The following is a 25651-nucleotide window of genomic DNA, read 5'->3' on the forward strand; positions in this document are numbered from 1 at the left end:
CTTATCGCCCCTCATGGAGGGGCGATCCAGTCCCAGGATCCCGCTGTTCCAATGAACTCTCTGTCCTTACTGCGCCGCCTGGTGCAGCAACAACAATTTGTGCTGTTGCAGGAAGCCTGCGGCGCCCCACAAACCCCAGCCGAACAGATACTGCTGGCGCTGGCGTGCGCCCAGCTTGGCGAGCTGGATGCCGCCCGTCACGCGCTGGCTGGGCTGGATCTTGCGACCCTTGATGTCGATGGGCGTGTCGACCTGGCTGCCGTCCAACTGCTGCTGGGAGAACTCGACATGGCGCAAGCGCTGCTCGAGGCTGCCCTGCTTGAAGCACCGGAGCACGCACTGCTGCTGGCGCGGCTGGCGACCTGTCAGCTGCGGCGCCAGCAGACGGCGGTGGCGCGGCAACTGTATGAACGAAGCCTCCTCCTTGCGCCCAATATCCTGATCTATCAACAACTGCTGCGCCTGTATTTGCAGGAGGGGGCCATCGCGCAGGGCGAGCAACTGCTGACTCATGCCGAGGCCTTCTGGGAGGGAGATCGGGAGCACTGGCCCGAGCCGCAGGCGGCCTGGCATGGCCAGCAACTGCGCGGTCTGCGTCTGGAACTGTGGCTGGCGGCTGAGGAATATGCCGCCGCCGATGCCTGGCTGGACGAGCAGCAGATCTTGCTGGACGAAGAGGATTATTGCGGCCTGCTCAGGGGGTACGCCCAGCGGCTGACCGAGCGAGGTCGCCACGCTCAGGCCGAGGATGCCCTGTGCCGGGGGGGAAGACATTATCCCGAGCATCCTGGCTTGCATCAGCATCGGGCCGAGCTGGCTGAGCTGCAAGGGCGCACATCCCAGGCCATCGCCTTGCTGCGGCGGGCCATCCATCTGGCGCGCCAGCAGCAACAGCCCGTGCTGGCGTTGCGCCTGAAGCTGGTGGCTGTCGCCACCCAGGGGCATACGGCACTGGCCAGAGAGATGGTCACCCAGGCTCTCGAAGAGGCACAGGCGCTACCTCCGTCAGGCTGTATCGATGGGATGGATCACGCTCATTGGGTGTTTGAAGCGCAGGTGGCGCTGGCGGGAGTCGATGTACAGGAGCAGCGGTATGCCGAGGCCGAAGTGCGCTACTGCCAGGTGTTGCAAGATCATCCGCAACTGGTGCCAGCCTTGCAGGGGCTGGGTCAGTTGTACCTGCAATTGGGGCGTCTTGAGGAGGCGGTGGCGCTGTTTGAACGGGTCAAGGTGCTCGACCCGGTGCGCGGTCATAGTGCGCTTATCAATGCGCGGCGCTTCCCGGAGGATGACGCCACCTTGCACCACCTGGAGATGCTGGCCCGCCGCCCCGGCCCTGAGGGGGCGGTGAAACCCGGTCTGCTGCTGCAATTGGCCGCCGCCTGGGAGAAGCGCAAGGACCATGCCAGGGCCTTCGCACTGGCCGACGAGGCGAATGGGGCCAGCCGCGCCTTGCTCGGCTATGACCCGGCGGCGCACCGGCAAGCTTGCGCGCGCATTCGTCATGCTTTCGGTCGGTCGCTCTATGAGCATCGCCGTGGTATTGGCAATGATTCGACGCTGCCGGTGTTCGTGCTGGGCATGCCGCGCTCCGGCACCACGCTGGTCGAGCAGATGCTGGCCGGCCACAGCCAGATCCACGGCGCCGGCGAGCTGGGGCTGGTCCCCGGCGTGATTGCGGGGCTGGAGCGGTGGGAGCGTCACGTCGGTTCGGGTCGGCATTATCCCGACTGTGTGGACGATCTCGATGCCAAGGTGATCGCGGGCATCACTGGCAATCTTCTCAAGGAGCTGCAGGAGTACGCCCCCGGGGCGCTGCATGTGGTGGACAAGCTGCCCCACAACTTCGAGAACATCGGCCTCATCAAGCTGCTGTTCCCCCGTGCGCGGATCATCTCGGTGCGGCGCGATCCCCGTGATATCGCCATCTCCAACTACTTCACTGACTATGCGGCCAAGCACGGTGGCATGGGCTTTGCGTACGATCTGACCTGGATTGGCGAGCAGCTCGCCGACCATAACCTGCTGATGCACCACTGGAACCAGCTCTTCCCCGGCGAGATCCTGGAGGTGCGCTACGAGGATGTGCTGGATGATCCTGAGCGCGAGGCGCGGCGCATGCTGGATTACGTCGGGGTGGCCTGGGAGCCTCAGGTCCTCAATTTCAGCGAGCTGCAGCGGCCGGTGAAAACCGCCAGCGTCTGGCAGGTTCGCCAGCCGCTGTACAAGAGCTCCATGGCCAGGTGGGCGCGTTACGAGACCCATCTTGCCCCACTTTTGCGCGGCACCAATGCTCGCATCCAGTGGCAACCGATCACCGACATGGTGGCACTGCCTGTGCCCGGCTTGCTGGAAACGAGCGTGGCGCGCTACCGCGAAGAGAAGCTGGATGACGCCGAATATCACTGCAAGCAGTTGCTGCACCATCTGCCGGATCATGCCGCCGCCACCTTTATGCTGGGGCTTGTCTATGTGCGCAAGGGCCACCTGGACGAGGGCATTGCCCTGATGCGCAAGGCCCATGAGCTATGTCCCTGGAACAGCCAATGGCGCGATGATCTGGCGCGGGCGTATGTGCTGTCCGGCGAGCCGGAAAAGGCGGCACTGCTGACGGGCAAGGCAGCGCATCTTGCTCCCTCTGCCTTGCCCCACAACGAACAGGAAATTGACGGAGAGTTTTCATGGTAACAACCTTGCCGCGCTTGAGGCGGCATGGCCTGCTGGTCCTGAGTCTGGTCGCACTGATCCAGCCCGTGAGTGCGCAGCAGGCCGATGGCTTGCAGGCGGCGTTGCAGGCAGCCCTCGGTCTGCACCCTGCCGTGAGTGGCAAACAGGCGCAGATCGAGGCGCGGGAATACTCCGCCGATGCCGCGCGCAGCCAGCGCTATCCCAGCCTGACTGCCCAGGTACAGCAGTATTCAGAATCCACTCGGGATGCCACCACAGGGGAGGATCTCTCCACGCCGGTGACACTGCGCGCACGCCAACCGCTGTGGGCATTCGGGCGCATCGATAACAGCATTGCGTTTGCCGATGCCGACACCGATGTCGAGCGTGTCGACTTGCTGCGGGTAAGGCGCCAGTTGCTGGAGCAGACCGCTGTTGCCTACTCCAATGTCCTTGGCAGCCGCCAGCGCCTGCAGGTGGTCGAGGCCAGTCTGGCGGCTCACCAGTCGCTGTTCGAGCAGATCAGCCGGCGCGAGCAGGGACAGCTTGCCTCGGCGGCAGATGTTCGCCTGGCGGCCACTCGCCTCGCGCAAGCCAGGGCGCGGGTCGAGCGCTACGAAGGGGAGCTGGCCATTGCCAGGAGCGATCTGCTGGCCCTGACCCAGACGCCTGTGCCAGCCCGGCAGCCGGTGGCATCCGATATATTGCAGATCAGCGAGGGCGAGGCATTGCACCAGGCCGCCCTGAATGGCAGCGCCGAAGTGCGTTACAAGAAGCAGGAGATAGAGCGGGCCAGGGCGAGCGTGGATCAGGTCAGGACGGCCTCCATGCCCACGCTCTACCTGCAAGCGGAGCAGGACTATGACCAGCCGTCCTACCGGGATGAGACCCGGGTCAGCCTGGTGCTGGAAGGCACGCTGGAGGGGATGGGCTTTGCTACCCGTGGCCGGACAGACGCGGCGGTGGCGCAGCAGAGTGCGGCCGAGGAGGACCTGGCCTACGCCGTCAGCGAGCTTGAGCGCAGCGTGCGTCGCCTGCAACGCAGCCGTGAGTTGCAGACCGGGCTTATCCGGGTGCAGAGCGAGTCACTGGCCGAGCTGGGGGCGGTGCTGGGGTCTTATCAGCGCCAATATGTGGCAGGTACCAAGAGCTGGCTAGATGTGCTGAATATCCAGCGCGAATTCAGTGAACAACAATTGCAGCTGGTTCAGGCAAAGAGCGACTGGGAGATCTACTCCCTGCAATTGGCTGCGCTGACGGGGGGGCTTGATCCCCTGGTGACCTTGAACGGTGAGGAGTTCCAACCCCATGGATAGGCAAACCGCCGAGCAGGCGCCGCAGAGTATGGCGCCGACATTGGTGAAACAGTTATTGGTGTCTCTACAGATCCCTTGTGACAGCCATGCGTTGCAACAGGCATGCACTCAAACAGCACATTCAGTCGCCGTCCTCGGGCCCGCACAGTGGCTGAGGCAGGTACTGATCCAGGCCGGATTGAAGAACCTCACCCCGGTGCAACTGCCCTGGCGTCGCCTCGACCAACGCCGATTGCCGGCCTTGGTCTGGACGGGGAGCGAGTGGTTGCTGGTCGAGCGTGATGCCGCCGGCCGCCTGATCTTGATCAACGCAGCCGGAGAGCGCCGTGGCGCCGATGACACCGAGCTACAGGATGCCCTGGTGGTCTGGCTGCGGGCGCCGACCCGCAGAAGCGCAGAGGCCGACAGCCTATTGTCTGGCAACCTGGCGACTCGCCTGGTCTGGCGTGAACTGTTTCGTGAGCGTGGCTGGCTGTGGAAAGTCATGGTGGCCACAGTGCTGGTGAACCTGCTGGCGGTCGGTACCTCCATTTTCGCCATGCAGGTCTACGACCGTGTCGTGCCCACCCTGGCCTATGCGACCCTGACCACATTGGTGACCGGCATGATGTTGATCATCCTGCTGGATTGGTTGCTGAAGATCACCCGGGCCAGGATCCTGGACAGCCTCTCCTGCGCGGTCGACAAGCGCGTCTCGCAGCAGGTCTTCGAGCACTTGCTGCATCTGCGCCTGGATCAGCAGCCACGCAGTCTGGGCACCCTGGCGGCCCAGGTGGGCGGGCTGGATGCCGTACGGCAGTTCTTCAGTGCCGGCGTGGTGTTCGCACTGGTGGACCTGCCCTTTGCCATCCTGTTTCTGGCGTTTATCGCCATCATTGGAGGCGCGGTCGGCTGGGTGTATGCCCTGTTGCTGCCCGTGGCCCTGTTGCTGGGCTATGTTACCCAGTGGCGTCTTCGCGCCCTGCTGGCACAGCAGATGCTGCGCAGCAACGAGCGGCAGGGACTGCTGGTGGACACGATCAGAGGTGCCGAGTCCATCCGCGCCAACAATGCCGGTTGGCGTTTTGCACAGGAGTGGCAGAACGTGACGGCGAGCATCGATGGCTACAGCATCCAGCAGAGAGCCGTCAGCAGTTTTTCCAGCGTGAGCACCAGCAGCTTGTCGACCCTGGCCTATGTCGCCGCCGTGGTCGTGGGGGTGTGGCAGATAGAGGCCGGCCTCTTGACGATGGGGGGGCTGATCGCGTGCAGCATCCTGGGCGGCAGGGTGATTGCACCCATCGCCCAGAGCGTCCAGTACCTTGCACAGTGGCAACACGTCAGGCAGGCGTTGCAGATGGTGCACCAGGTCTTGTCGCTGGCACGGGATCGTCGTGCTGATCAGCAACTGCTGCTGCCGGATACCCTACCCACAGAGGTGGCGTTGGAGCGCGTGCGTTTCGCCTATCCCGAATCGCCCATCTGTCAGATCGACATCGAGCGCCTGCAGTTCAAGTCCGGTGAGCGCATCTTGCTGGTGGGACCGATCGGCTGCGGCAAGTCGACGCTGCTGAAAGTGCTGGCTGGACTCTATTGCCCCGGCGAGGGCCGTGTCCGCCTGGGGGATGCCGACCTGTGGGAAATCGATCCCCAGCTGGTGGCCAGCCAGGTGGGCTATCTGCCGCAAGCCGTACAGCTGTTCAAGGGCACGCTGCGCAGCAACCTGGCCTTGACCGGCGTGACCAGCGACTCTCGCCTGCTGCAGATCACCCGCGAGCTCGGTATCGACGGGATTGCGGCATCCAGCCCTCAGGGCATGGATCTCTCCATCAGCGAGGGGGGAGAGGGGTTGTCTGGCGGCCAGAGGCAGCTGGTTGCCCTCGCTCGGGTGCTGATCAACCAGCCAAGGGTCTGGCTGCTGGACGAGCCGACCGCGGCCCTCGACAGCGAATCCGAACAGCGTGTCTGGGCGGCCCTGCAAGCGGCGGTGCAACCCGAGGATATCTTGATCGTGGCGACCCACAGGCCCATGGCTGCCGCTCGATTGGCAACCCGGGTCATCGTCATGCAGCAGGGGCAGGTGGTAAAAGACGGTACGCCGGACCGGGTGCTGACACAGATGCTCGCCCGTCCGGTGGCATCCTCACAGATTGGCAAAGGAGGAAGGCTCGATGTGGTCTGATCGTTTCCTGCAAGACGATGACGCGCGTACCCAGGCGCGGATCCGCAAGTTGCAGAACTCTCACCGGGGCCACCAGGGCTGGTTGTTGATGGCCTCACTCGTGACTGTGGTTACCTTTGCCGTGTGGGCCTCATGGTTTCGTATTGACGAAGTCGCCCGCGCCACCGGGGAGGTCATTGCCAGCAGTCGGGTACAGATCATCCAGTCGGTGGATGGTGGTGTACTGGAACAGCTGCTGGTCAAGGAGGGGGACCGGGTCGCTCCCGGTCAGTTGCTCGCCCGTCTGGAGCAGACGAGAGTGGGGGCGTCGGTCGGGGAAGTGGAGGCGCGCCTGTTTGCGCTTGAGGCGAGGGCGACCCGGTTGCGGGCGGAAGTCATCGGCGAACAACGACTAGCCTTCCCGTCGGACCTGCTGGCGCGCTCTCCCGAGACGGCCCGTGTCGAGGAGGCGCTGTTCAAGCAGCGTCAGACCGGTCTTGGCGAAGAGCTGAGGACCATGCGGGTGGCGGTGTCACTGGCCCAGAAGGAGCTGCGTCTGGTGGAGCAACTCTATGCCGATGGTGATGCCAGCGGCTCCGAGCTGCTGCGAGTGCAGCGCGGACTCAACGAAGCGGAGGCCCGACTGGTGAATCGGCGCAACCAGTTTCTTGAAGAGGCCAGGCTGGAGCTGGCCAAGGCAGAGGATGACATAGCGCAGGGCAGGCAGACCCTGACCCTGCGCAAGCAGGAGCAACAGGACAGCATGTTTACCGCCATGGTGCCTGGCATCGTCAAGAATATCCGTGTCACCACTGTGGGCGGGGTGCTCAGGCCTGGGGAGGAGCTGATGCAGATCATCCCGGTCGATGACGACCTGATGATCGAGGCCAAGGTCAGTACCGCCGACATTGCCCGTGTGGTGCCGGGTCTGGAAGCGACGATTCGTTTCGATACCTTCGACTACACCATCTTTGGTGGCGTGAAAGGAGAGGTGGCGTATGTGAGTGCCGACAGCCTCAAGGAAGAGACCAGTCGCGGCATGGATATCTATTATCGCGTGCGGATCAAGCCCGCCAGCTACCCCGTGACCTCCACGACGGGCAGAGTGATTGACGTGCTGCCAGGCATGACGGCCCAGGTGGATATCCGCACTGGCGATCGTACCCTGATGGACTACCTGCTCAAGCCCCTGCGCAAGACCTTGAGCGAGTCGTTCGGGGAGCGCTGATCTGCGAGGAGAGGGGTGGCAGAGCGGCTGAATGCACCGGTCTTGAAAACCGGCGATGGGCGACCATCCGTGGGTTCAAATCCCACCTCCTCCGCCATCTATACGGCCCATCTCATTGAATGAGGTGGGCTTTTTTGTATCCGCGAGTTTTCATTTCCCATCCCTTTGTCCACGCCATTCTCTTCTTTTATTTCACTGCGTCGGTGCGGTCGATCTCAGACCGGGGTTGCAAACACTCCTTGTGCCAAGTAACCCATCAGGATGGCCATTCCTAGGATCACGGTGAGGAATGCCACAACCATAGGGGTTCTGAACATCGACTTGAGCAGGATCACCTCGGTCAGACTGGCCCCCGCACTGCCGATGATGAGTGCCATCACAGCACCCATACCCATCCCTTTGCCCAGCAATACAGATGCCAGAGGGATAACGGCTTCTGCCCGGATATAGAGCGGAATACCCACAACTGCGCTGAATGGAATGGCTAGCGGGTTGTCAGCCCCGGCGTGGGCGGCTATCCACTCGGCAGGAATAAAGCCGTAGATAAATGACCCGACGAGTACCCCCAGCAACAAGTAAGGCAGCACTTCTTTGAATTGTTGCCATGCATCGGCACGCGCCTTGGCGAAGGCCGTGGGGATGACTGGGGCCCGAGTCAGTGCCACAGTGCCATCTGTGCAGCAAGAGATAGTTGGCGCGGCCTCAGGTTGGGCTGTACAGCAGGATGCCTGAGCCTTTAGCGGTGTGACGGACTTGATAGCCTTGCCTGAGCAGCAAGGGGTTGCACTCACGCTGGCAGTTTCACTCGTCGTGGCGCCACAAGCTGTGCCACTGCAGCCTTGCTTGGTCTCTTTGGCGTCAATGACATGACGCTCGAACCCCAGCATGTCCAGCAGCATGCTCGCCAGCACCGAGACGCTGGCGGCGATCACGGCATACAACACCGTCACTTTCCAGCCAAAGGTGGCCCACATCAGGCCGACGATGATCGGGTTGAGCAGTGGCGAGACGAACAGGAAGGTCAGGGTTGGCCCAAAACCGGCTTTGGCAGACAAGAGTCCGCGCAGCATCGGAATGGTTGAGCAGCTGCAAAAAGGAGTTAATGCCCCCAGTACCGCCGAAATCAAATAGCCTCTGCCTTTTCGTGCCCCCAGCATGGCCTGGATTTTGGCATCGGGGATCTTCTGGCGGATCAGGCTGACTGCGGCACTGATCACCAGGAACAGCGCGGAGAGCTCGACGGCCAGGAATACAAACATCCGAGATGCATCCGTCAGCATGGTTAACCAGTCATTCATCTTCATATCCTCTTTGGCTTTACCATATTTCCAAAATAATCGAAATATGTGAGTGGTCAAGATATTTCTGGTATTATCGAAATGTCATCTGTGAAGAGGGCTGGATCATGGAGTTGGAAGAGGTCGCCAAGGCATTGAAAGAGTTGGGTCATCCGACTCGCTTGTTCATTTTCAAGCACCTGGTCAAGGCCGGGGAGCAAGGCCTGCCCGTGGGAGACTTGCAAAAGCAGCTGGCCATTCCCGCCTCGACCCTGAGCCATCATATTGCGGCCCTGGTCTCTGTCGGCCTGGTCAAGCAGAACCGGGAGAGCCGTACCCTGCTGTGCGTCTCTCAATATGAGGTGCTGGAAGAGATCATCGCGTTTTTCCGCGAGGAGTGCTGTGTGAACGACAAGAGGGATTGACGGGATCGACAATGAGTTGTGGTCATGTTGATCATTTCAATAATTCTTGTATAGTTGAAGCTATGAAATGAATTAAGGGAAAGTCCCATGAACAAAGAGATAGCCACCAAGGTATTCGAGTCTCTCGCATCCGGCATTCGCCTCGATGTGTGGCGCCTGCTGGTCAAGGCCGGACTGGAGGGTCAGGTTGCCGGCCAGCTGGCCAGCGAGCTCGACATAGCTCCCAACACCCTGTCGTTTCACCTCAAGGCCATGCTGCACGCGGGCCTGCTCTCGGTGGAGCAGGAGGGACGTTTCTTGCGCTATCGCGCCAACATTCCCCTGATGCTGAGCCTTATCGGCTACCTCACCGAGGAGTGCTGCGCCGGTCATCCGGAGGCCTGCGGTCTGGCGGAGATCCATCCCCAGGGCGCCAATGGTCAGCCGCGTTCGCCCTGTTGCGACGAGTCGTGCTGACGCCCGCCCGGCATCGCCGCATGCCGAGCCCCACATTCCCCCTCCCATCCTGACGAGACATGGAGCCACTGCTTATCATGCACCCCTTTGACATCCTGAATCTGGATAATGGCGCCCGCCTTATCTTCACTCCCTGTCCCGGCACCAGGGAGGCTTCCCTGCAGGACTCCCTCAAGACCCTGCAAGCCGCCGGAGCGGATGCCGTGATCACCCTGATGCCGAATACCGAGCTGACGAAGTTCAAGGCCGATGCCTTGCCCGCCGAGTGCGAGGCGATAGATTTGGCCTGGTTCCAGCTACCGGTAGAGGACGATTGCGCCCCCGAAACACCGTTTGCCGAAGCCTTTGCCAACCACAAGACGGATCTGCTGGCACGTCTGGCAGCGGGTCAGACCCTGGCCATCCATTGCCGTGGCGGTTCGGGACGTACCGGACTGATGGCGGCCATCCTGCTGCTGGAGGCAGGCTACGCCCCGGCACAGGTCAAGTTGCTGGTACAAGGGCTGCGCCCCAAGGCTCTGACCCTAGAGCCCCATGTCAATTACCTCAATAAACACTACTCATTCGCCGGTTAAGGAAAACAACATGACGATTAAAGTTGGTATCAACGGGTTTGGCCGTATGGGCCGTCTCTCATTTCGCGCCGCCTTTGACTGGGCGGATGTGGAGTTTGTGCGAATCAATGACCCGGCTGGGGATGCCGCCACCCTGGCACACCTCATCACCTTCGATTCGGTCCATGGCCGCTGGCATCATGAAGCCAGCGCCGAGGGAGACGAGATGGTGATCGGTAACCATCGCATCCTCTGCACTCGCAACAAAGAGATCGGTCAGACAGACTGGTCTGGTTGTGATGTGGTGATCGAGGCCTCTGGCAAGATGAAAACCAAGGCCCTGCTGGGTGCCTATCTGGAGCAAGGGGTGAAGCGCGTCGTGGTCACCGCCCCAGTGAAGGAAGAAGGTGTCCTCAATGTCGTCATGGGGGTCAACCACCATCTCTATGACAAGGCGCAGCACCCTATCGTGACGGCTGCCTCCTGTACCACCAACTGTCTGGCGCCCGTGGTGAAGGTGATCCACGAACAACTGGGCATCAGGCACGGTTCCATGACCACCATTCATGACATCACCAACACCCAAACCATTCTGGATGCCCCCCATGCGGATCTGCGCCGTGCCCGCGCTTGCGGCCTGAGCCTGATCCCCACCACCACGGGGTCTGCCACCGCCATCACCCACATCTTCCCCGAGCTCAAGGGCAAGCTGAACGGCCATGCGGTGCGGGTGCCGCTGGCCAACGCCTCCCTCACCGACTGCGTGTTCGAGGTGAGCCGTCCCACTACCGAAGCCGAGGTCAATGGCCTGCTCAAGGCTGCTGCGATGAACGAGCTCAAGGGGATCATGGGCTATGAAGAGCGCCCGCTGGTGTCGGTGGATTACAAGACGGATCCGCGCTCCTGCACCATTGATGCGCTCTCCACCATGGTGGTGGGCGACACCCAGGTGAAGATCTACGCCTGGTATGACAACGAGTGGGGCTATGCCAACCGCACCGCCGAGCTGATGCGCATGGTCGGTCAAATGGACAAGGCGCAAGGATAACCCGCCATGGCACTGACCCGACTCTCCCCCGAGGCTCGCCAGTATCTGCTGGTGACCGGCAACTACTGGGCTTTTACCCTGACCGATGGCGCTCTGCGCATGTTGGTGGCGCTCTACTTTCATGGGCTCGGTTACAGCCCATTGGCCATCGCCTCCCTCTTTCTCTTCTACGAGATCTTCGGGGTGATCACCAATCTGGTGGGGGGCTGGCTTGGTGCTCGCCTCGGGCTCAACCGCACCATGAATATCGGCCTCGCCCTCCAGGTGCTGGCGCTCGGCATGTTGCTGGTGCCGCCGCTCTGGCTGATGGTGCCCTGGGTGATGGGGGCGCAGGCGCTCTCGGGAGTGGCCAAAGATCTCAACAAGATGAGTGCCAAGAGCTCCATCAAGTTGCTGGTGCCGGGAGAGGCACAGGGTCAGCTCTACCAGTGGGTAGCACTCTTGACCGGCTCGAAGAATGCCCTGAAAGGGATGGGCTTTTTCCTTGGTGGCGCCCTGCTGAGCCTGCTCGGGTTTCAGGGTGCCGTGCTGGTCATGGCACTGGCGTTGGCGCTGGTGTGGTGCGTCAGCATGCTGACCCTGAAACGGGATCTCGGCAAAGCCAAGAACAAGCCCAAGTTCAGGGAGATCTTCTCCAAGAGCCGCGCCATCAACTATCTGTCCGCCGCCCGCCTGTTCCTGTTCGGTGCCCGCGATGTCTGGTTTGTGGTGGCGCTGCCTGTCTACCTCGCCTCCAGCTTTGGCTGGGATCACTGGTATGTGGGGGGCTTCCTGGCGCTCTGGATCATCGCCTACGGTGTGGTTCAGACCCAGGCCCCCCGCTTTACCGGCAAGCGAGAGGGTCGGGTACCCGATGGCAAGGCCGCCATGGGCTGGGCACTGGTGCTGGCCCTGATCCCTGCCCTGATTGCCCTGTCGCTCCACTATGAGGTGCATCCGGCCATCAGCCTGGTAGGTGGCTTGATGGTGTTTGGCGCCCTGTTTGCCATCAACTCCTCCCTGCACAGCTACCTCATCGTCAGCTATGCCGGGTCTGACGGGGTATCGCTGGATGTGGGCTTCTACTACATGGCCAATGCCCTGGGGCGCCTGCTCGGCACCCTGCTCTCCGGGCTGGTATTCCAGCTCTACGGTCTGGAGGCCTGCCTCTGGATCTCCACCCTCTTTATTCTGTTGGCGGCGCTCATCTCTGTCGGTTTGCCCCGCCATCAGCCGCCCGTTTCATCCTCTCAGGGAGTCTCTTGATGAGTACAACCGCCTGCACTGACCTGCCCGTCAGCAAAAAAATGTGCTTTCTCGACCGCAACCTCACCCTCTGGATCTTCGTCGCCATGGCCATCGGGGTGGGCATTGGCTATCTGTTCCCTCAGGTGGCCCAGTGGAATGAGGCGATGTCGGTTGGCACCACCAATGTGCCGCTTGCCATCGGTCTCATCCTGATGATGTATCCGCCGCTCGCCAAGGTGAACTACGCCACCATGGGCACCATGACCCGTGACCGTCAGGCCATTACCCTCTCACTGGTGATGAACTGGTTGGTGGGCCCCATATTGATGTTCGTCATCGCCCTGGTGTTTTTGCATGACGAGCCAGGCTACATGGTGGGTCTCATCCTGATCGGCCTGGCGCGCTGCATCGCCATGGTGCTGGTGTGGAACGATCTCGGTGGTGGCAGCAAGGAGTACGGTGCTGGCCTGGTGGCCCTCAACAGCGCGTTTCAGATCCTCACCTACAGCTTCATGGCCTGGCTGTTCATCACAGTGCTGCCGCCGCTGTTCGGCCTGCAGGGCTTCGCGGTGGATATCACCATGCTGGATATCGCCGAAAGTGTGCTGATCTATCTCGGCATTCCCTTCCTGGCAGGCTTTCTGAGCCGTCACTATCTGGTCAAGGCGAAAGGGGATAAGTGGTACAGCGAGCGCTTCATTCCGGCCATCTCCCCCATCACGCTGATCGCCTTGCTGGCCACAATCGTGCTGATGTTCAGCCTCAAGGGCGAGATGATCGTCGAGCTGCCCATGGATGTGCTGCGGGTCGCCTTGCCTCTGGTGGTCTATTTCGTGCTCATGTTCTTCACCAGCTTCCTGGTGGGCAAGAAGCTGGGCATTCCCTATGACAAGAACGCCTCCATCGCTTTCACTGCCACCGGCAACAACTTCGAGCTGGCCATCGCGGTCTCCATCGCCGTGTTTGGCTTGAGTTCGGATCAGGCCTTCGCCGGCGTAATTGGCCCCTTGGTAGAGGTACCCGTGCTGATCGCCCTGGTCAATGTGGCCCTGCGCATGAAGCGCAACTATGGCAACGCCGAGGTTTGAGCATGTATGGCGGCCCCCTGGGCACCATCTGCCACAACCCGGCGTGCGGCACTTGGCGCAACTCGCTGGCGCCGATCCGCAACTCCGGGTGTGAGGCCGCCATCATTCACTGTCTGGAATTACAGCCGAGCCGCGAGACTCTGGGGCTCTCATTGCCGATATGGGTCAGGGGCAACGCGCGGGCCGATAAGAACAGGGAGTCGGGACGGCGTCAGGGTCAGGCCAGAGCGCAAATCAGGCGTAGGGGAGCATGCTGGCAGCCAGGGGGGCGGCAGGAAAGTGCAAGGTTTTTGCGAAAAGGTTGCCTGGGAGGCGCAGGCACTGTGGTGATCACGATCTCTGTTTTAAGCGAAAAAGGCTTGTTTTTAGTGCAATCATTATATTAATCATATGTAATTAATATAGTTTCACATATTAGATGCTGCCTGTTTACCATTGGTAGCATTTTTCTCTATTGGTTAACCCTGTTCTGCTGGGGCTTGCCATGTCGCTGCCTCTTCCGGGTCGCCCACACTTCAGGCCTCGGTAGCGTGTCATTTCCACTTGTTGGCATGTGATTCAGCCCCTATTGGGATTCATGCTGAACAATATGGTCACCGTTTATAAGCAACTTGATCACATGAATACAACCTACGCATTAGACCTCATCGCCCGGTTCGAGCAGGCCAGCGATGAACGCACCATAGTGGCGTTGCTGCGCCAGTTGACGGTACAGGCAGGCTTTGACTATTTCCGGTTGGCTCTGCTGTTTCCCAGCACCATACAACGCCCGGATGTCATCATCTTCAATGGTTGCCCCCAAGACTGGGTGGATGCGTATACCCAGGCAAATTTCTTTGCCATCGATCCCGTGGTGCAGCGTGGCATGGTGCAGAGCACGCCCATTCTGTGGGCCGAGCTCATGGCGCAGGGGGCATGTGATGAGCAGAGCCTGGCAGTCATGACGCTGGCGCAGGAGGCTGGGTTGCGTGACGGCATCACCTTCCCCTGGCATGGCGCCAACGGGCATGTGGGTCTGCTCTCCCTGATCACCCGTGAACCTCGCAGCGAGCAGGAGTGGCTGGCGGTCGTGCCTTCACTGACCTGGTTGTCCATGCATATCTTCGAGGCCGTGGTACGGATCTGTCTGGTGGGGTCGTCACCTCACGATGCCCTGAGCCTGCGTGAACTGGAAGTATGCCGTTGGGCAGCGGAGGGCAAGCAGGTGAGCGATATTGCCCAGATCCTGGGGATCACCTCCCGTACGGTGACATTTCATCTGAACAATGTGGTGATCAAGCTGGGGGCGAGCAGCAAGTGCCAGGCCATCTCCTGGGCACTCAAGCAGGGGGTCGTCCGCTTGAATGTGGAGCTGGCGTCCGTTGCCAATGTGGATGAACAGCAGTGATCTCGTCCGCATGGCGCAATGTGTTGCTCAAAAAACGGAATATTGAACTGGTCAGGCAATGATTGGTGGATGAAAACATTGAAAAACACAAGTTGTTGCGCCGTACATGCTGCGGCATTGTCGTGATGAGATGTTAACTTATTGAAATTGCTCAATTAAAAAGAATGGCATGGTCACTGCTAATGGTTTCGGTCGAGTGTCATTACCGTTCAACCCATCAGGAGCAAACTCATGCCAACTCCATGTTATATCAGCATCGAAGGTAAAACCCAGGGCAACATCACCGCTGGTGCCTTCACCTCCGACTCCGTCGGCAACATCTTCGTGCAGGGTCATGAAGACGAGATGCTGGTACAAGAGTTCCAGCACATCGTCACAGTCCCGACCGATCCGCAATCCGGTCAGCCTGCGGGCCAGCGTGTCCACAAGCCGTTCAAGTTCACCGTGGCCCTGAACAAGGCCGTACCGCTGATGTACAACTCCCTGGCCTCCGGCGAGATGCTGCCGAAAGTGACCCTGAAGTGGTACCGCACCTCGGTGGAAGGCAAGCAGGAGCACTTCTTCTCTACCGTGCTGACCGACGCCACCATAGTCGACATCGACTGCCAGATGCCTCACTGCCAGGATCCGGCGAAGTCTGACTTCACCCAGCTGATCCAGGTCTCCATGGCTTATCGCAAGATCGACTGGGAACACACAGTGGCTGGCACCTCTGGCGCCGATGACTGGCGTGCTCCCATCGAGGCATAAGCCTCGATTCTCTAGCAACGTTATTCCTTTGTAGTGCACCCCAGGGTTCTGGCGCCTTCAGTGTCAGCGGTCGCCAGACCCGTGCAAGCTTTCTCCGACCCGTTCAACCGGATGTGGTCGGAGCTTTTGTGTTTTGCCATATGGCTGCAAGGCGGCTTGATGGCAAAACACAACAGAGGCCGGTCTTGATGTATCCCACCATGGCATTGCTCGGTGACATGGGGGCCGACCACTAAGCATTTCCCCCTCTCGGCTAGTTGTCGCCAGTCCGGATCTGTTCTTCGATAGCAAGCCCGTGGCCCGGCAGGAGGATCCGCTGTCCCCCACGACAAGCCGGTCGCAGTGGGAGCTTCGCCAGCGGTTGAATGGTGATAGGCGCAAGCAGCGGACAGGCAGGATAAGGAGTCACTGATGGCAGACAGCACAGGATTACAATTTACCGTCAAGGTGGGGGCCCTGCCCGAGAGCACCTTCGTGGTGGCGGAGTTTGCCCTGGAAGAGGGGCTCAACCAGCCATTTCGCCTGCGCCTCGAGCTGGCAAGCCCCGAGTCCGACGTGGATTTCGGCGCCGTGCTGGACCAGCCCTGCGAGCTCTTGGTGTGGTACAACGGCGAGCTGCAGCGCCGGGTGTGCGGGGTGGTGAGTGACTTTGCTCAAGGGGACAGCGGTTTTCGCCGCACCCGCTACCAGCTGCTGGTGCAACCGGCCCTGTGGCGGCTCTCCCTTCGCCAGAACTCCCGCATCTTCCAGGCACAGAAGCCCGATGAAATCCTCTCCATCCTGCTGCAAGAGCACGGCATCACCGACTACGCCTTTGCGCTCAAGAACGAACACGCCAAGCGGGAATACTGCGTCCAGTATCGTGAGACTGACCTCGACTTCGTCAATCGCCTCGCCGCCGAAGAGGGGCTGTTTTACTTCCACGAGTTCGAGCAGGGCAAGCATCGCATCGTGTTTGCCGACGACGCAGCCGCCCTGACCGCCGGCCCCGAGCTTTTCTTCAATCTGGGCAACCGTTCGCTGGAACAAGGGCCCTATGTGCGTCAGTTCCACTACCGGGAGGCGGTGCGCCCGTCGGATGTGGAGCTCAAGGACTACAGCTTCAAGACCCCGGCTTATGGCCTCTCCCACAAAAAGCAGGGCGCAGAGCTCGAGCATCAACGGGATACCTACCAGCACTTCGATTTCCCGGGCCGCTACAAGCTGGACCCGAGCGGCAAGGCCTTTGCCCAGCACCGACTGGATGCCCTGCGCAATGACGCCGTGACCGGTCAGGGCAGGTCCAACTGCGCGGCTCTGCTGCCGGGTCAGACGTTTTCCCTCACCGAGCACCCGAACGGGGCGCTCAATGCCGACTGGCAAGTGGTGCGCATCAGCCACACCGGCTCGCAACCCCAGGCGCTGGAAGAGGAGGGGGGCAGCGGCCCTACCGTCTATCACAACGAATTCGGGGTGGTAAAAGCGAGCACTACCTGGCGGGCCCGTATTGGCAGCCCGGAAGCGCCGGCCAGGCCCATGGTCGACGGCCCGCAAATCGCCATGGTGGTGGGCCCGGAGGGGGAGGAGATTTACTGCGACGAGCACGGTCGGGTGAAGCTGCAATTCCCCTGGGACAGATACGGCAGCTCCAACGACCAGAGCTCCTGCTGGGTGCGAGTCAGCCAAGGCTGGGCGGGTGGTCAGTACGGCATGATGACCATCCCCCGCATCGGCCACGAAGTTATCGTCTCATTTTTGGAAGGTGACCCCGACCAGCCCATTGTCACCGGTCGCACCTTCCACGCCACCAACAGGCCCCCCTACGAGTTGCCAGCCAACAAGACCCGTACCGTGCTGCGCACCGAGACCCACCAGGGGGAGGGGTTCAACGAGCTGCGCTTCGAAGACCAGGCGGGGCAGGAAGAGATCTACATCCACGGTCAGAAAGACCTGAACCTGCTTATCGAGAACGATGCGGCCTGGCACATCAAGCACGACGAGCACAGGGACATCGACAACGAGCGGGTGACCCGCATCAAGGCCAATGACCACCTGACGGTGGCGGGGGAGAAGCGGGACCAGATCAAGGGGGACTATTCGCTCACCGTGGATGCCAGCCTGCATCAGAAGCTTGGCCAGTCCCTGCTGGTGGAGGCGGCCAGTGAAGTGCACCACAAGGCGGGCATGAAAATCGTGATGGAGGCCGGTGCCGAGTTGACCCTCAAGGTGGGCGGCAGCTTCGTCAAAATCGATCCGAGCGGCGTTACCCTCAGTGGCGGATCCATCAAGATGAACTCAGGTGGCAGCCCGAGTTCTGGCTCCGGCTGGGATGGCAAGGTCCCCATCCTGCCGGGCAATGTTGAGGTGCCAGCACCACCTCCGGCAACCTTGCCTGCTCCGGCCATTCACAAGAGCATGGAGTCCATGGCGCCGCTGGCCAAGCCTTGTCCGCTCGCGCCACCACCACCTGCCCCACCCCAGTTTGCCGGGGGACCACCAGTGCCACCACCCGCCCCACCCCAGCTTGCCGGAGGGCCATCGATACCACCGCCGCCGCCACCCGTTGCGGCCAAAGGGGAGAGCAAAAAGCCAGCAAAGAAGTGGGCGACGGTAGAGATATCCAAAGCGGATGAAGCGCTCAGATACTATTCGGCGCAGGGATACACGCTGCTCAATAACTATTTGCGGGATCGCCCCTACAAGCAGCGAGAGGCCATCGATACCCTGCTTAGTCGCAGCTATTTGAATGATGAGCCGACATCCGCGAGTGAGTTTGACCAGGCAATGAAGGCCTATGTTGCCGATGTGGAGGCTGGTCTGGCGAAATTGCCGGCCTCACCCGGTTTGTCTTTCGTCTACCGGGGGTTGGCGCTGGACAAGCCGGAACTTGCAGCCCTGAAAGAGCAGTTCACAGGGGTGGGCAATATCGTTGTTGAGCCAGGATTCATGAGTACCTCACCGGACAAGGCCTGGGTCAACGATACCTTGTTGAGGATCCGCCTGCCTGCCGGCCATGGTGGCCGTCTACTGGGAGACGCTGCGCACTTCAAGGGGGAAGCTGAGATGCTGTTTCCGACCCAGACCAGGCTAAGGGTCGATCGGGTGGTTTCCTCCATGAGCGGCGATTTCGACACCTTGCTCAATACGATTCCAACCTCTGACAATGCATCGGATAACCGCAGCAGGATCAAGCGACTGATCGAGGTATCCATATTATGACGTTATCTGATTGGCTCGCTGGCGAGCAAGTGGGTAAAACGTATGCCGTCATCGATGGAGCCCAGGCAGAGTCAGCTGTGGCGGATTTCTATACCTATGATGGAGAGAATGCCAATCCACTTTTTGCCGGTACAGCTTTCGATGAACAGTCTGCGTTGGGGCCCTGGTTGCTGCCTGCGCCTTCCACTGAGTTCATGATGGTCAACCCCACCCTGAGCGGCTTCTACCTGATCAGCGACCAATCAGTGGAGCTGATCCGCCGCCATTGGCAGAGCCTGATAGAAGCAATACGCGAGGGAGAAGCAGTCTGGTTTCGTTTCTCTGACCCACGCATTTTCCTGCCTATGCTCAGCGCCATGACCCCTGATGAACGCGATAGTGTGCTGGGGCCCTGTTCCGGGCTCTGGATCCATGGCAAAGCCTTCGCTCGCACGCCTCATGCCCGGTTCCAGCCTGCATTGCAAACCCCCTGGTTTCATATCCGCCCTCATCACCTGGCTGGACTCTACGACGAGAACCGTCATGCCTATATCTTGCGTCGGCATTTCTGGCAGCGCATGACAGGTATGATGGAGCTTCATCCAGACCCGAAAGGCGCTATCCTGCCTGTGCTCAAAGCGGCTAACCTGGCATGCCTGCAAGACGATGTGCTTGACGGTGTGGTGGCTGGCGTCCTGACCCTGCAGGTGGGTCTGCCTCTTGACAGCATACGGGCTCCTTTGATGTTGACCGATGATGATATGTCTCAGGTGGCCAACTGGTTGCACAAGTATCAAGTGAAGACAGGAGTTTCTTGATGGCGGCAGATCCCCATTGCATCCCTTGCGAGCGTTACGAAAACTGGATAGAGATCGATGTTCGTGATGAGCACAATCAACCGTTCAAGGGGCTCAAGGCCATCTTGACTGATGAGACAGGCAAGTCAGAGACAGTGATACTGAAAGATGGACCAACTCTGGTGCGCGGTTTTGCGGTTGGTCCCGTGGACGTGAAGATTGAGACTCAGCCCTGGCTCAAGGCGGCGCAATCCCGCGAAAAGCTCAAAGAAGGAGAACAGAGCGGAATACCTGCTTATTCCGACAATCTGCCTGGATATGAGAATTCCAAACGGGAGCATATCAAGGTCACCACGGGGGACCTCAGCCAGAGTGAACCGCCAACCCCGCTGCCTGAGGCTCACCAGAAGGGCAAGGCTGGCAATGCCCGCTTTTTTACCAAGCATTCCTATGTCATTGAGGTGAAAGGTTATCAAATCAACACTCTGCGGATCGGGGTGTTCTTCGATGGTACTGGGAACAATACCCGCAATGCCCAAGCTGGATTACAAAAGGTTGAGAAGTGGTTGCTGGAAACCTGTTCAGACTCAGCGCAGCGAGAGAAAGAGCTAAGGGGCTGCCAGATGGGACAAAGCCCGGTTGAAGGAAGCTCGGCCAATGATGTGACCAATGTGGGCAAGCTATTCGAGCAATATGACATCGCAGCAGGCCCGTTGGTGGCTCACAGTTATATCAGTGGTATTGGGACTCGTGATCCAATTGCGGGAGACAATGGTCCTGAATATCGCTCGGACGATACCCTAACCCAAGGATTGGATCTCGACTTTGGTGGGGAGAACACCTCTATTATCGGAAAGGTAGAAGTAGCATGTCAGCAGAACATAGTTCGCTCGATCAATCGGGATTTGGGCGAGATTTTAGTTGATGTGGATTGTATCCATCGTATCGAGTTTGATGTGTTTGGGTTTAGCAGAGGGGCTGCTGCTGCCCGCCACTTTGTAAATGTGATAGACCAAAAAGCTGATCACCCCTTGGTGCAAGCTATGGCGAATAGCCCGAATATTCCCCTAAAGGCAGGTTTTGACTGGGCTAGCCGTGACGATGTGCGCTTCACCTTTGTGGGGCTATTCGATACCGTTGTTTCCTCTTACAACAGCAGTGTCAATATTCAACTCAAAGCGGATTGTGCAGAGCGGGTGGTACATCTCACCGCGTTGGATGAAGTTCGCAAATACTTCCCGCTATCACGCATTACAGAAGATGCTGCAGGCACCAGTCCTCCTGCGCACTTTACTGAGCTGGCGCTACCGGGGGCTCACTCTGACATAGGTGGTGGTTACTATAGCCGCTGGAGCTTGAGTAATCCCAACAGCGATCCAGCCCTGATCGAGTGCATTGAGTTGGAGCGTTTTATGAGTGTGGAAACTGTTACAAGACCAGATGCCGAGAGCAGTGCCTATCAAAAAGCCAAGGCGTATGCCGAGGAGAAACGAACGTTGGGCTGGGTCACTCGTATCAACCCCAACCTGCCTCGTGGCACCGTGCCGCCGCTGGGGGCGATCAGCCTGAAACCTTACTCCTTCCGGCGTCCGGAGGGGAAAAATGGCACAGGCCCCGGCAAAAAATCGGTCTATGTGGAGGTGCTGATGAGCAGGGTAGTTGAGGGGGAATACTCCCGCATTCCGCTGCATATGATGGTTGAGGCGGGCCGTGCCGTGGGGGTGCCGTTTAAACCATGGATGCCGGATGATAGGGCATTGCAACTTGAACCGCTCTCTATCAAACGGCCAGAGGCTGATTTGAAGGCATTGGATAAACTTTGGGCGCTATCCGCTATCGAACAGAAGGTTGCCAAGAACTTGACCCATCAATTATCGCCCGACATTTATCGTGCCTTGCGTCGTGACTATTTGCACCACAGTGCCAGCAACCAGGGTATAGCCAATCCGGCCAATACTAATAAATATGAGTCCAGCATCAGCAAGGAGAGACGTAAGCTGATAGGGAACAAGGAAGCACAAAGATGAAATATATTGTCGCATTGTTGGGGTTCTGCCTGTCATTGATGGCCTGTGCGGCACCCCAATCTCTGCCTAAATTTGCTTGGGATTATGGTACAGGCAGCAATATAGATCTTACTAAGAACACCAAGACAGAGTTCTATCTTGGAGGGAAACAAGTTTATGCCGACCGTTTGGCTGGTGGCGGAGCTGGAGGTCTACTTGCTGATCGAATCAAAGCGCAACGATACTATTGGGCGGGTGGTGGTGGCCTGCCTACCGACGGTGTTCCCATCCCCGATAAAGCGGTGATTGAGATGGTTTCCTTCCATGATCGCAAGCGCTACCGCATAAAGGTGGACTTGCCTGCCAATCTGGAGCAGCAGATGCGCCAGGTCTACTCTGTTGAGGGTCGTTATGACCGCCGTAGCTGGCTCTATTTTGGCCTAGCGCCAGGCGGCTATTTTGAGGTGTTACTCAAGGGGGATAGGCTAAATGTTAAGCCAGATATTCTGCTTGCTCGTGGTATTGCCGAAGTTGTGACCGATGATTGGTATGACCAGAGAGTACCGATAGCGCGCCAATATGGTATGGATGATTTCGACAAGAAATATGGTGAACTCTTCAAGCAATACCCAGTTCCTAACGGAATGGATTGGGCTCCTATCATGGACGCCTACCGTGCCAAGCAGCCCAAGACAGATTTGGCGCCGGTTGACTAGCACAGACACAGTTTGCCGACAGGATGGATAAAGAGCGAACATATCCTGTTGGAGTGCAGTGTTCTTGTTGCGAAATGGATAGCTCAAAAGCGAAGTATTAGCGGAAGAGCAGATTTTAAGATGCAGACTGTCGTTTTATAAAACCCCATCGACGTGGTGCCGGTGGGGTTTTAGCTTTTGGGACTGGCACAAGAGCGGCTAAAAGATACTCAGTTGCCCGACAACCTGAGCTTATAGCAGCACCATGGGCCCGGCGACCGCGCGGGCGGCCTCGTCACCGCGCAGCACCCGTACTATCTCGAGGGCAAACTCGATGGCGGTGCCGGGGCCCTGGCTGGTGATCAGGCGATGTACATCATCCCGCACCACCCGCGCCGTGCTCAATTGCGTCGCGGGCAGGCGGGCCTGAAAGGCCGGGTGACAGGTGGCGCTGGCATCCCCCAGCAAGCCGTGATGGTGCAGCACCACGGCGGGGGCGGCGCAGATGGCCGCACGCCAGCGGCCGAGTGCGGCCTGCTCCCTCAGCAGGTCGATGGCGAGGGGGGTGTCGCGGATAGCTTCGCTGCCGGGCAGGCCGCCCGGCACGACCATGGCTTCGAAGTCACGGCTGGCCAGCTCGTCGAGATGGCAATCTGCGACCAGCTGCACCCCGCGGGAGGCGCGGATCTGGCGCTGCCCCGCCGGGCAGCAGGATGCCAGCACTACCTCTATGCCGCCACGCACCAGGGTGTCGACGATGGCGACCGTCTCTATCTCTTCCGACCCAGGGGCTACCAATACCAGCACGCTCATCCTGCACTCCTCCATCGCCCGCGATCCCGGGCTCAGCGCTTCTCTTTGACGGCCTGATAGAGGCCCTGATTAACCGGCACCGCGATGCCGTGGGCGGCGGCCTTGCCGAGCAGGAAGCCGGTGATGGACTCGATCTCGGTCTCACGCCCCTGCTCCATGTCCTGATACATGGAAGAGTAATTGTCGGCGGTGAGTTCCACCACCGTCATCACCCGGCGCAGCAGCTCGTCGCTGCCGGTCGGCTGGCCTTCGGCCTGCATCACGTCGGCGACTTCCACGCAGATCTGTTGCAGCACATCGGCAAAACGGGGGCCGGCCAGCTCGCCATTCTTGAGCTTGTAAAGCGCCGTGAGCGGGTTGATGGCGCAGTTGATGGCGAGCTTCTGCCACTGGCGGGTCAGGATCTGCTCATCCCAGCCGGCTTGGCCTAGGGCGCGAGCGAGTTCATCCGCCAGGTGGGCATGGGCTTTGGCCGCGTCGTTGACCGGGCCCAGCCAGGTCTCGCCTTTGCCGGTATGGCGGAACACGAAGTGGCCATTTTGCATGGCGCCGTGGCTGGTGACACCGGCAATGACGGGGTTATGCGGAAACAGCTGTACCACCTGTTCGGCTATGCCCATGCCATTGTGCAGCAGCACTATGGGAACCCCTGCCGCCAGCTTGCCTGCCAGGGGCGTCAGGGCCGACACCACCTGACCCGCCTTGGTCATCACCAGCAGTCGCTGGATGGGGCCGGGCTTGTCGATGAAACCCCGCTCGATGGCGAGCAGCTGGGTGTGACCCTCGAGGGAGGTGAAATCGATGCCGGGGTGCAGGGTGGCGCGGTGCCGCTCGCTCAGCAGCACACGGGTCGGCTGGCCACTTTGGGTTAGCAAGGAGGCGAAGACGCCGCCCAGGGCACCACAGCCCAGCAAGGACCAGTGAGGGGAGGAGGGGTGTCGGCTGTTTTTCAGGTTGTTGTCGCGTAATCCGCTTGGCATGGAGAGGCTCAATCAGGGTAGTGGCTGCGTTCCGAACAACCCGCTACCGGGGATAAGTGAAGATGTCGCTAGGCGGACACTAACGGGTCTCGCCATTCCTGTGCGCAGGGGATTCTAGCAGAGCAATCCCATTGAAATCAGCAAATTTGCCGGTTTTCTGGTAGATTTGCCCCTTTGTCAGCACAACCTGAAGTACAGCATGAGGAGCCCGGCTATGCCGTCATTCGATATTGTCTCTGAAGTCAAAATGAACGAGGTGTTGAACGCCGTCGATAACGCCAATCGTGAACTGGCGACCCGTTTCGATTTTCGTGGTGTGGAAGCCAGCTTCGAATTGAACAAGGAAGAGGTGAAGCTGGAAGCCGATGCGGATTTCCAGCTCAAGCAGATGGTCGAGATCCTGCGCGGTGCCCTGCTCAAGCGCCAGATCGAGAACAGCTCCATGGAAGTGGGCGACAGCGTTCACTCCGGCAAGCGTTTCCACCTGACGGTGAAATTCAAGCAGGGGATCGAGAAAGAGATCGCCAAGAAGCTGGTGAAGCTGATCAAGGATTCCAAGATCAAGGTGCAGGTTGCCATCCAGGGTGACGAGGTGCGCGTCACCGGCAAGAAGCGTGACGATCTGCAGGAGACCATGGCACTGGTGCGTGGCGCCGAGCTGGGTCAGCCGATGCAGTTCCAGAACTTCCGCGATTGATGATGAACGGGGGGAGGGCCTTGGCCACTCCCCTCATCGAGGAAGCGCCATAAAAAAACCGGAGCAGCTGCTCCGGTTTTTTGTGTCCGTGTGACGAGTTCGATTAGAACTTGTAGGTCACGGAGAAGTAGTGGCCGAAACCAGTGGTCTTCAGACCGTAGGAACCGTTCTGGATGCCATAGATGTCGTTGAAGTACTTCAGACCGTAACCGACGGCGTAGCGGTCGGAGTGCCAGTACAGGCCGTTGAACATGGCGGTACCGTCGGTGGAAGTGTCCTTGGCATCAAACAGGTGATCCAGGTAGCCCTGATAGGCTACGAAGCTGCCGTTGGAGAAGGTGTAGAAAGGCTTGAACCAGTTCATGGAGAACTGATAGCCGTTCCAGCCCTGCTCGCCGCCGCCTTCGTTGACGTGACGGGCATACAGGTTCATGCCAACCTTGCCGAACCAGGGCACTTGTACGTCTGCACCCAGACCGGTCATGGCTTCAAACAGACCATCCGGACCACCCACGTTGATCAGGTTGGCGATGTAGACTTCCTGCACCGGGCCGAAGGAGAGATCTTTGCCGGTCATGGCATCGATGGAGATACGCGGTGCGAACTTGATGAACAGGTTGTCTTGGTTGTGCTTGTCATCGTGACGGTTCTGGAAGATGTCGAACACGTCGACGTAACCGTACAGATCGAAGATACCAGAGCGGCCACCAAACTCCATTTCGAAGTAGGTATCGTTGTAACCACCTTCAGATTCGCTGTAGGGCAGCTGATCGATGGTGTGCATCACGTTGAACTGGAACCACTTGTAGTCGTTCTTGTGGATGTCGCCGCTGTAATCGGCAGCAAAGGCCGGAGTGGCGGATGCAGCCAGCAGACCGGCAGCGATCAGAGTCTTGGTAAATTTGGCCATTTTATTGGTCTCT

At 59.6% G+C, this 25651-nt stretch carries 22 protein-coding genes and 1 pseudogene; 18 read left to right on the forward strand and 5 right to left on the reverse strand.

Features of this window, described 5'->3' with window-relative positions:
• Positions 1–66: 66 nt before the first annotated feature.
• On the reverse strand, positions 67–297 hold the full coding sequence (locus tag AC1IN8_RS08005; RefSeq protein ID WP_479758578.1) for a hypothetical protein: 231 nt from the start codon (positions 295–297) through the stop codon (positions 67–69).
• On the opposite strand from AC1IN8_RS08005, the gene AC1IN8_RS08010 reads away from it, so the two are divergent.
• From AC1IN8_RS08010 to AC1IN8_RS08025, 4 genes are all read left to right on the forward strand, one after another.
• Positions 289–2688 (forward strand): sulfotransferase, encoded by a 2400-nt coding sequence (locus tag AC1IN8_RS08010; RefSeq protein ID WP_479758579.1) that lies wholly within the window; start codon positions 289–291, stop codon positions 2686–2688. The two genes, AC1IN8_RS08005 and AC1IN8_RS08010, sit on opposite strands and share 9 nt — an antisense overlap.
• Positions 2682–3983: a TolC family protein gene (locus tag AC1IN8_RS08015; RefSeq protein ID WP_247627095.1), complete on the forward strand. Its 1302-nt coding sequence runs from the start codon at positions 2682–2684 to the stop codon at positions 3981–3983. Before AC1IN8_RS08010 ends, AC1IN8_RS08015 begins: the two co-directional genes overlap by 7 nt.
• A 178-nt stretch (positions 3984–4161) precedes the next feature.
• The gene (locus AC1IN8_RS08020) at positions 4162–6144 is read left to right on the forward strand and encodes an ATP-binding cassette domain-containing protein (RefSeq protein WP_479758580.1); all 1983 of its coding nucleotides are present in this window, start codon (positions 4162–4164) and stop codon (positions 6142–6144) included.
• A complete protein-coding gene (locus tag AC1IN8_RS08025; RefSeq protein WP_139434217.1) occupies positions 6134–7351 on the forward strand; it encodes a beta-barrel domain-containing protein in 1218 nt (405 codons plus the stop codon). The genes AC1IN8_RS08020 and AC1IN8_RS08025 overlap by 11 nt, the downstream gene beginning before the upstream one ends.
• A 215-nt stretch (positions 7352–7566) precedes the next feature.
• Here AC1IN8_RS08025 and AC1IN8_RS08030 read toward each other — a convergent pair whose 3' ends face one another.
• The gene (locus tag AC1IN8_RS08030; protein ID WP_479758757.1) at positions 7567–8649 is read right to left on the reverse strand and encodes a permease; all 1083 of its coding nucleotides are present in this window, start codon (positions 8647–8649) and stop codon (positions 7567–7569) included.
• Positions 8650–8756: 107 nt separating this feature from the next.
• Between AC1IN8_RS08030 and AC1IN8_RS08035 the strand changes: the two genes are divergently transcribed.
• From AC1IN8_RS08035 to AC1IN8_RS08095, 13 genes and pseudogenes are all read left to right on the forward strand, one after another.
• The gene (locus AC1IN8_RS08035) at positions 8757–9053 is read left to right on the forward strand and encodes an ArsR/SmtB family transcription factor (RefSeq protein ID WP_265435744.1); all 297 of its coding nucleotides are present in this window, start codon (positions 8757–8759) and stop codon (positions 9051–9053) included.
• A gap of 87 nt (positions 9054–9140) precedes the next feature.
• Positions 9141–9509 carry an ArsR/SmtB family transcription factor gene (locus AC1IN8_RS08040; RefSeq protein WP_404836998.1) on the forward strand — a complete coding sequence of 123 codons (369 nt, stop codon included), beginning with the start codon at positions 9141–9143 and terminating at the stop codon, positions 9507–9509.
• Between the two features lie 77 nt (positions 9510–9586).
• Positions 9587–10084 carry a phosphatase domain-containing protein gene (locus tag AC1IN8_RS08045; protein WP_479758582.1) on the forward strand — a complete coding sequence of 166 codons (498 nt, stop codon included), beginning with the start codon at positions 9587–9589 and terminating at the stop codon, positions 10082–10084.
• A 10-nt stretch (positions 10085–10094) separates the two neighbouring features.
• On the forward strand, positions 10095–11111 hold the full coding sequence (locus tag AC1IN8_RS08050) for an ArsJ-associated glyceraldehyde-3-phosphate dehydrogenase (protein WP_479758583.1): 1017 nt from the start codon (positions 10095–10097) through the stop codon (positions 11109–11111).
• Between the two features lie 6 nt (positions 11112–11117).
• Entirely contained in the window at positions 11118–12356 is a 1239-nt protein-coding gene (gene arsJ / locus AC1IN8_RS08055; RefSeq protein WP_479758584.1) for an organoarsenical effux MFS transporter ArsJ, read from the forward strand.
• Positions 12356–13426: an ACR3 family arsenite efflux transporter gene (gene arsB, locus AC1IN8_RS08060; protein ID WP_479758585.1), complete on the forward strand. Its 1071-nt coding sequence runs from the start codon at positions 12356–12358 to the stop codon at positions 13424–13426. Before arsJ ends, arsB begins: the two co-directional genes overlap by 1 nt.
• 619 nt (positions 13427–14045) lie before the next feature.
• Positions 14046–14813 (forward strand): LuxR family transcriptional regulator, encoded by a 768-nt coding sequence (locus AC1IN8_RS08065; protein ID WP_479758586.1) that lies wholly within the window; start codon positions 14046–14048, stop codon positions 14811–14813.
• 231 nt (positions 14814–15044) lie between these two features.
• Complete coding sequence (gene hcp1, locus AC1IN8_RS08070) at positions 15045–15563, forward strand: type VI secretion system effector Hcp1 (protein ID WP_025327970.1); 519 nt, start codon at positions 15045–15047, stop codon at positions 15561–15563.
• A 411-nt stretch (positions 15564–15974) separates the two neighbouring features.
• A pseudogene (locus AC1IN8_RS08075) lies at positions 15975–17885 on the forward strand (type VI secretion system Vgr family protein); the annotation flags it as partial.
• A gap of 81 nt (positions 17886–17966) precedes the next feature.
• A complete protein-coding gene (locus tag AC1IN8_RS08080) occupies positions 17967–18761 on the forward strand; it encodes an ADP-ribosyltransferase (protein WP_319917216.1) in 795 nt (264 codons plus the stop codon).
• Entirely contained in the window at positions 18758–19558 is an 801-nt protein-coding gene (locus AC1IN8_RS08085) for a DUF4123 domain-containing protein (RefSeq protein WP_319917149.1), read from the forward strand. Before AC1IN8_RS08080 ends, AC1IN8_RS08085 begins: the two co-directional genes overlap by 4 nt.
• Positions 19558–21564 (forward strand): T6SS phospholipase effector Tle1-like catalytic domain-containing protein, encoded by a 2007-nt coding sequence (locus AC1IN8_RS08090; RefSeq protein ID WP_479758587.1) that lies wholly within the window; start codon positions 19558–19560, stop codon positions 21562–21564. The genes AC1IN8_RS08085 and AC1IN8_RS08090 overlap by 1 nt, the downstream gene beginning before the upstream one ends.
• Complete coding sequence (locus AC1IN8_RS08095) at positions 21561–22259, forward strand: DUF2931 family protein (RefSeq protein ID WP_319917151.1); 699 nt, start codon at positions 21561–21563, stop codon at positions 22257–22259. Before AC1IN8_RS08090 ends, AC1IN8_RS08095 begins: the two co-directional genes overlap by 4 nt.
• A gap of 231 nt (positions 22260–22490) precedes the next feature.
• Here AC1IN8_RS08095 and AC1IN8_RS08100 read toward each other — a convergent pair whose 3' ends face one another.
• Positions 22491–23051: a DJ-1 family glyoxalase III gene (locus AC1IN8_RS08100; protein WP_479758589.1), complete on the reverse strand. Its 561-nt coding sequence runs from the start codon at positions 23049–23051 to the stop codon at positions 22491–22493.
• Positions 23052–23083: 32 nt separating this feature from the next.
• Entirely contained in the window at positions 23084–24031 is a 948-nt protein-coding gene (locus AC1IN8_RS08105) for a ketopantoate reductase family protein (protein WP_247627085.1), read from the reverse strand.
• A 214-nt stretch (positions 24032–24245) separates the two neighbouring features.
• On the opposite strand from AC1IN8_RS08105, the gene AC1IN8_RS08110 reads away from it, so the two are divergent.
• A complete protein-coding gene (locus tag AC1IN8_RS08110; RefSeq protein WP_139436622.1) occupies positions 24246–24728 on the forward strand; it encodes a YajQ family cyclic di-GMP-binding protein in 483 nt (160 codons plus the stop codon).
• A gap of 103 nt (positions 24729–24831) precedes the next feature.
• On the opposite strand, the gene AC1IN8_RS08115 is transcribed toward AC1IN8_RS08110, so the two are convergent.
• Positions 24832–25638 (reverse strand): nucleoside-specific channel-forming Tsx family protein, encoded by an 807-nt coding sequence (locus AC1IN8_RS08115; RefSeq protein WP_005330693.1) that lies wholly within the window; start codon positions 25636–25638, stop codon positions 24832–24834.
• Positions 25639–25651 lie beyond the last annotated feature (13 nt).

The organism is Aeromonas sp. 130281 (assembly GCF_056642115.1).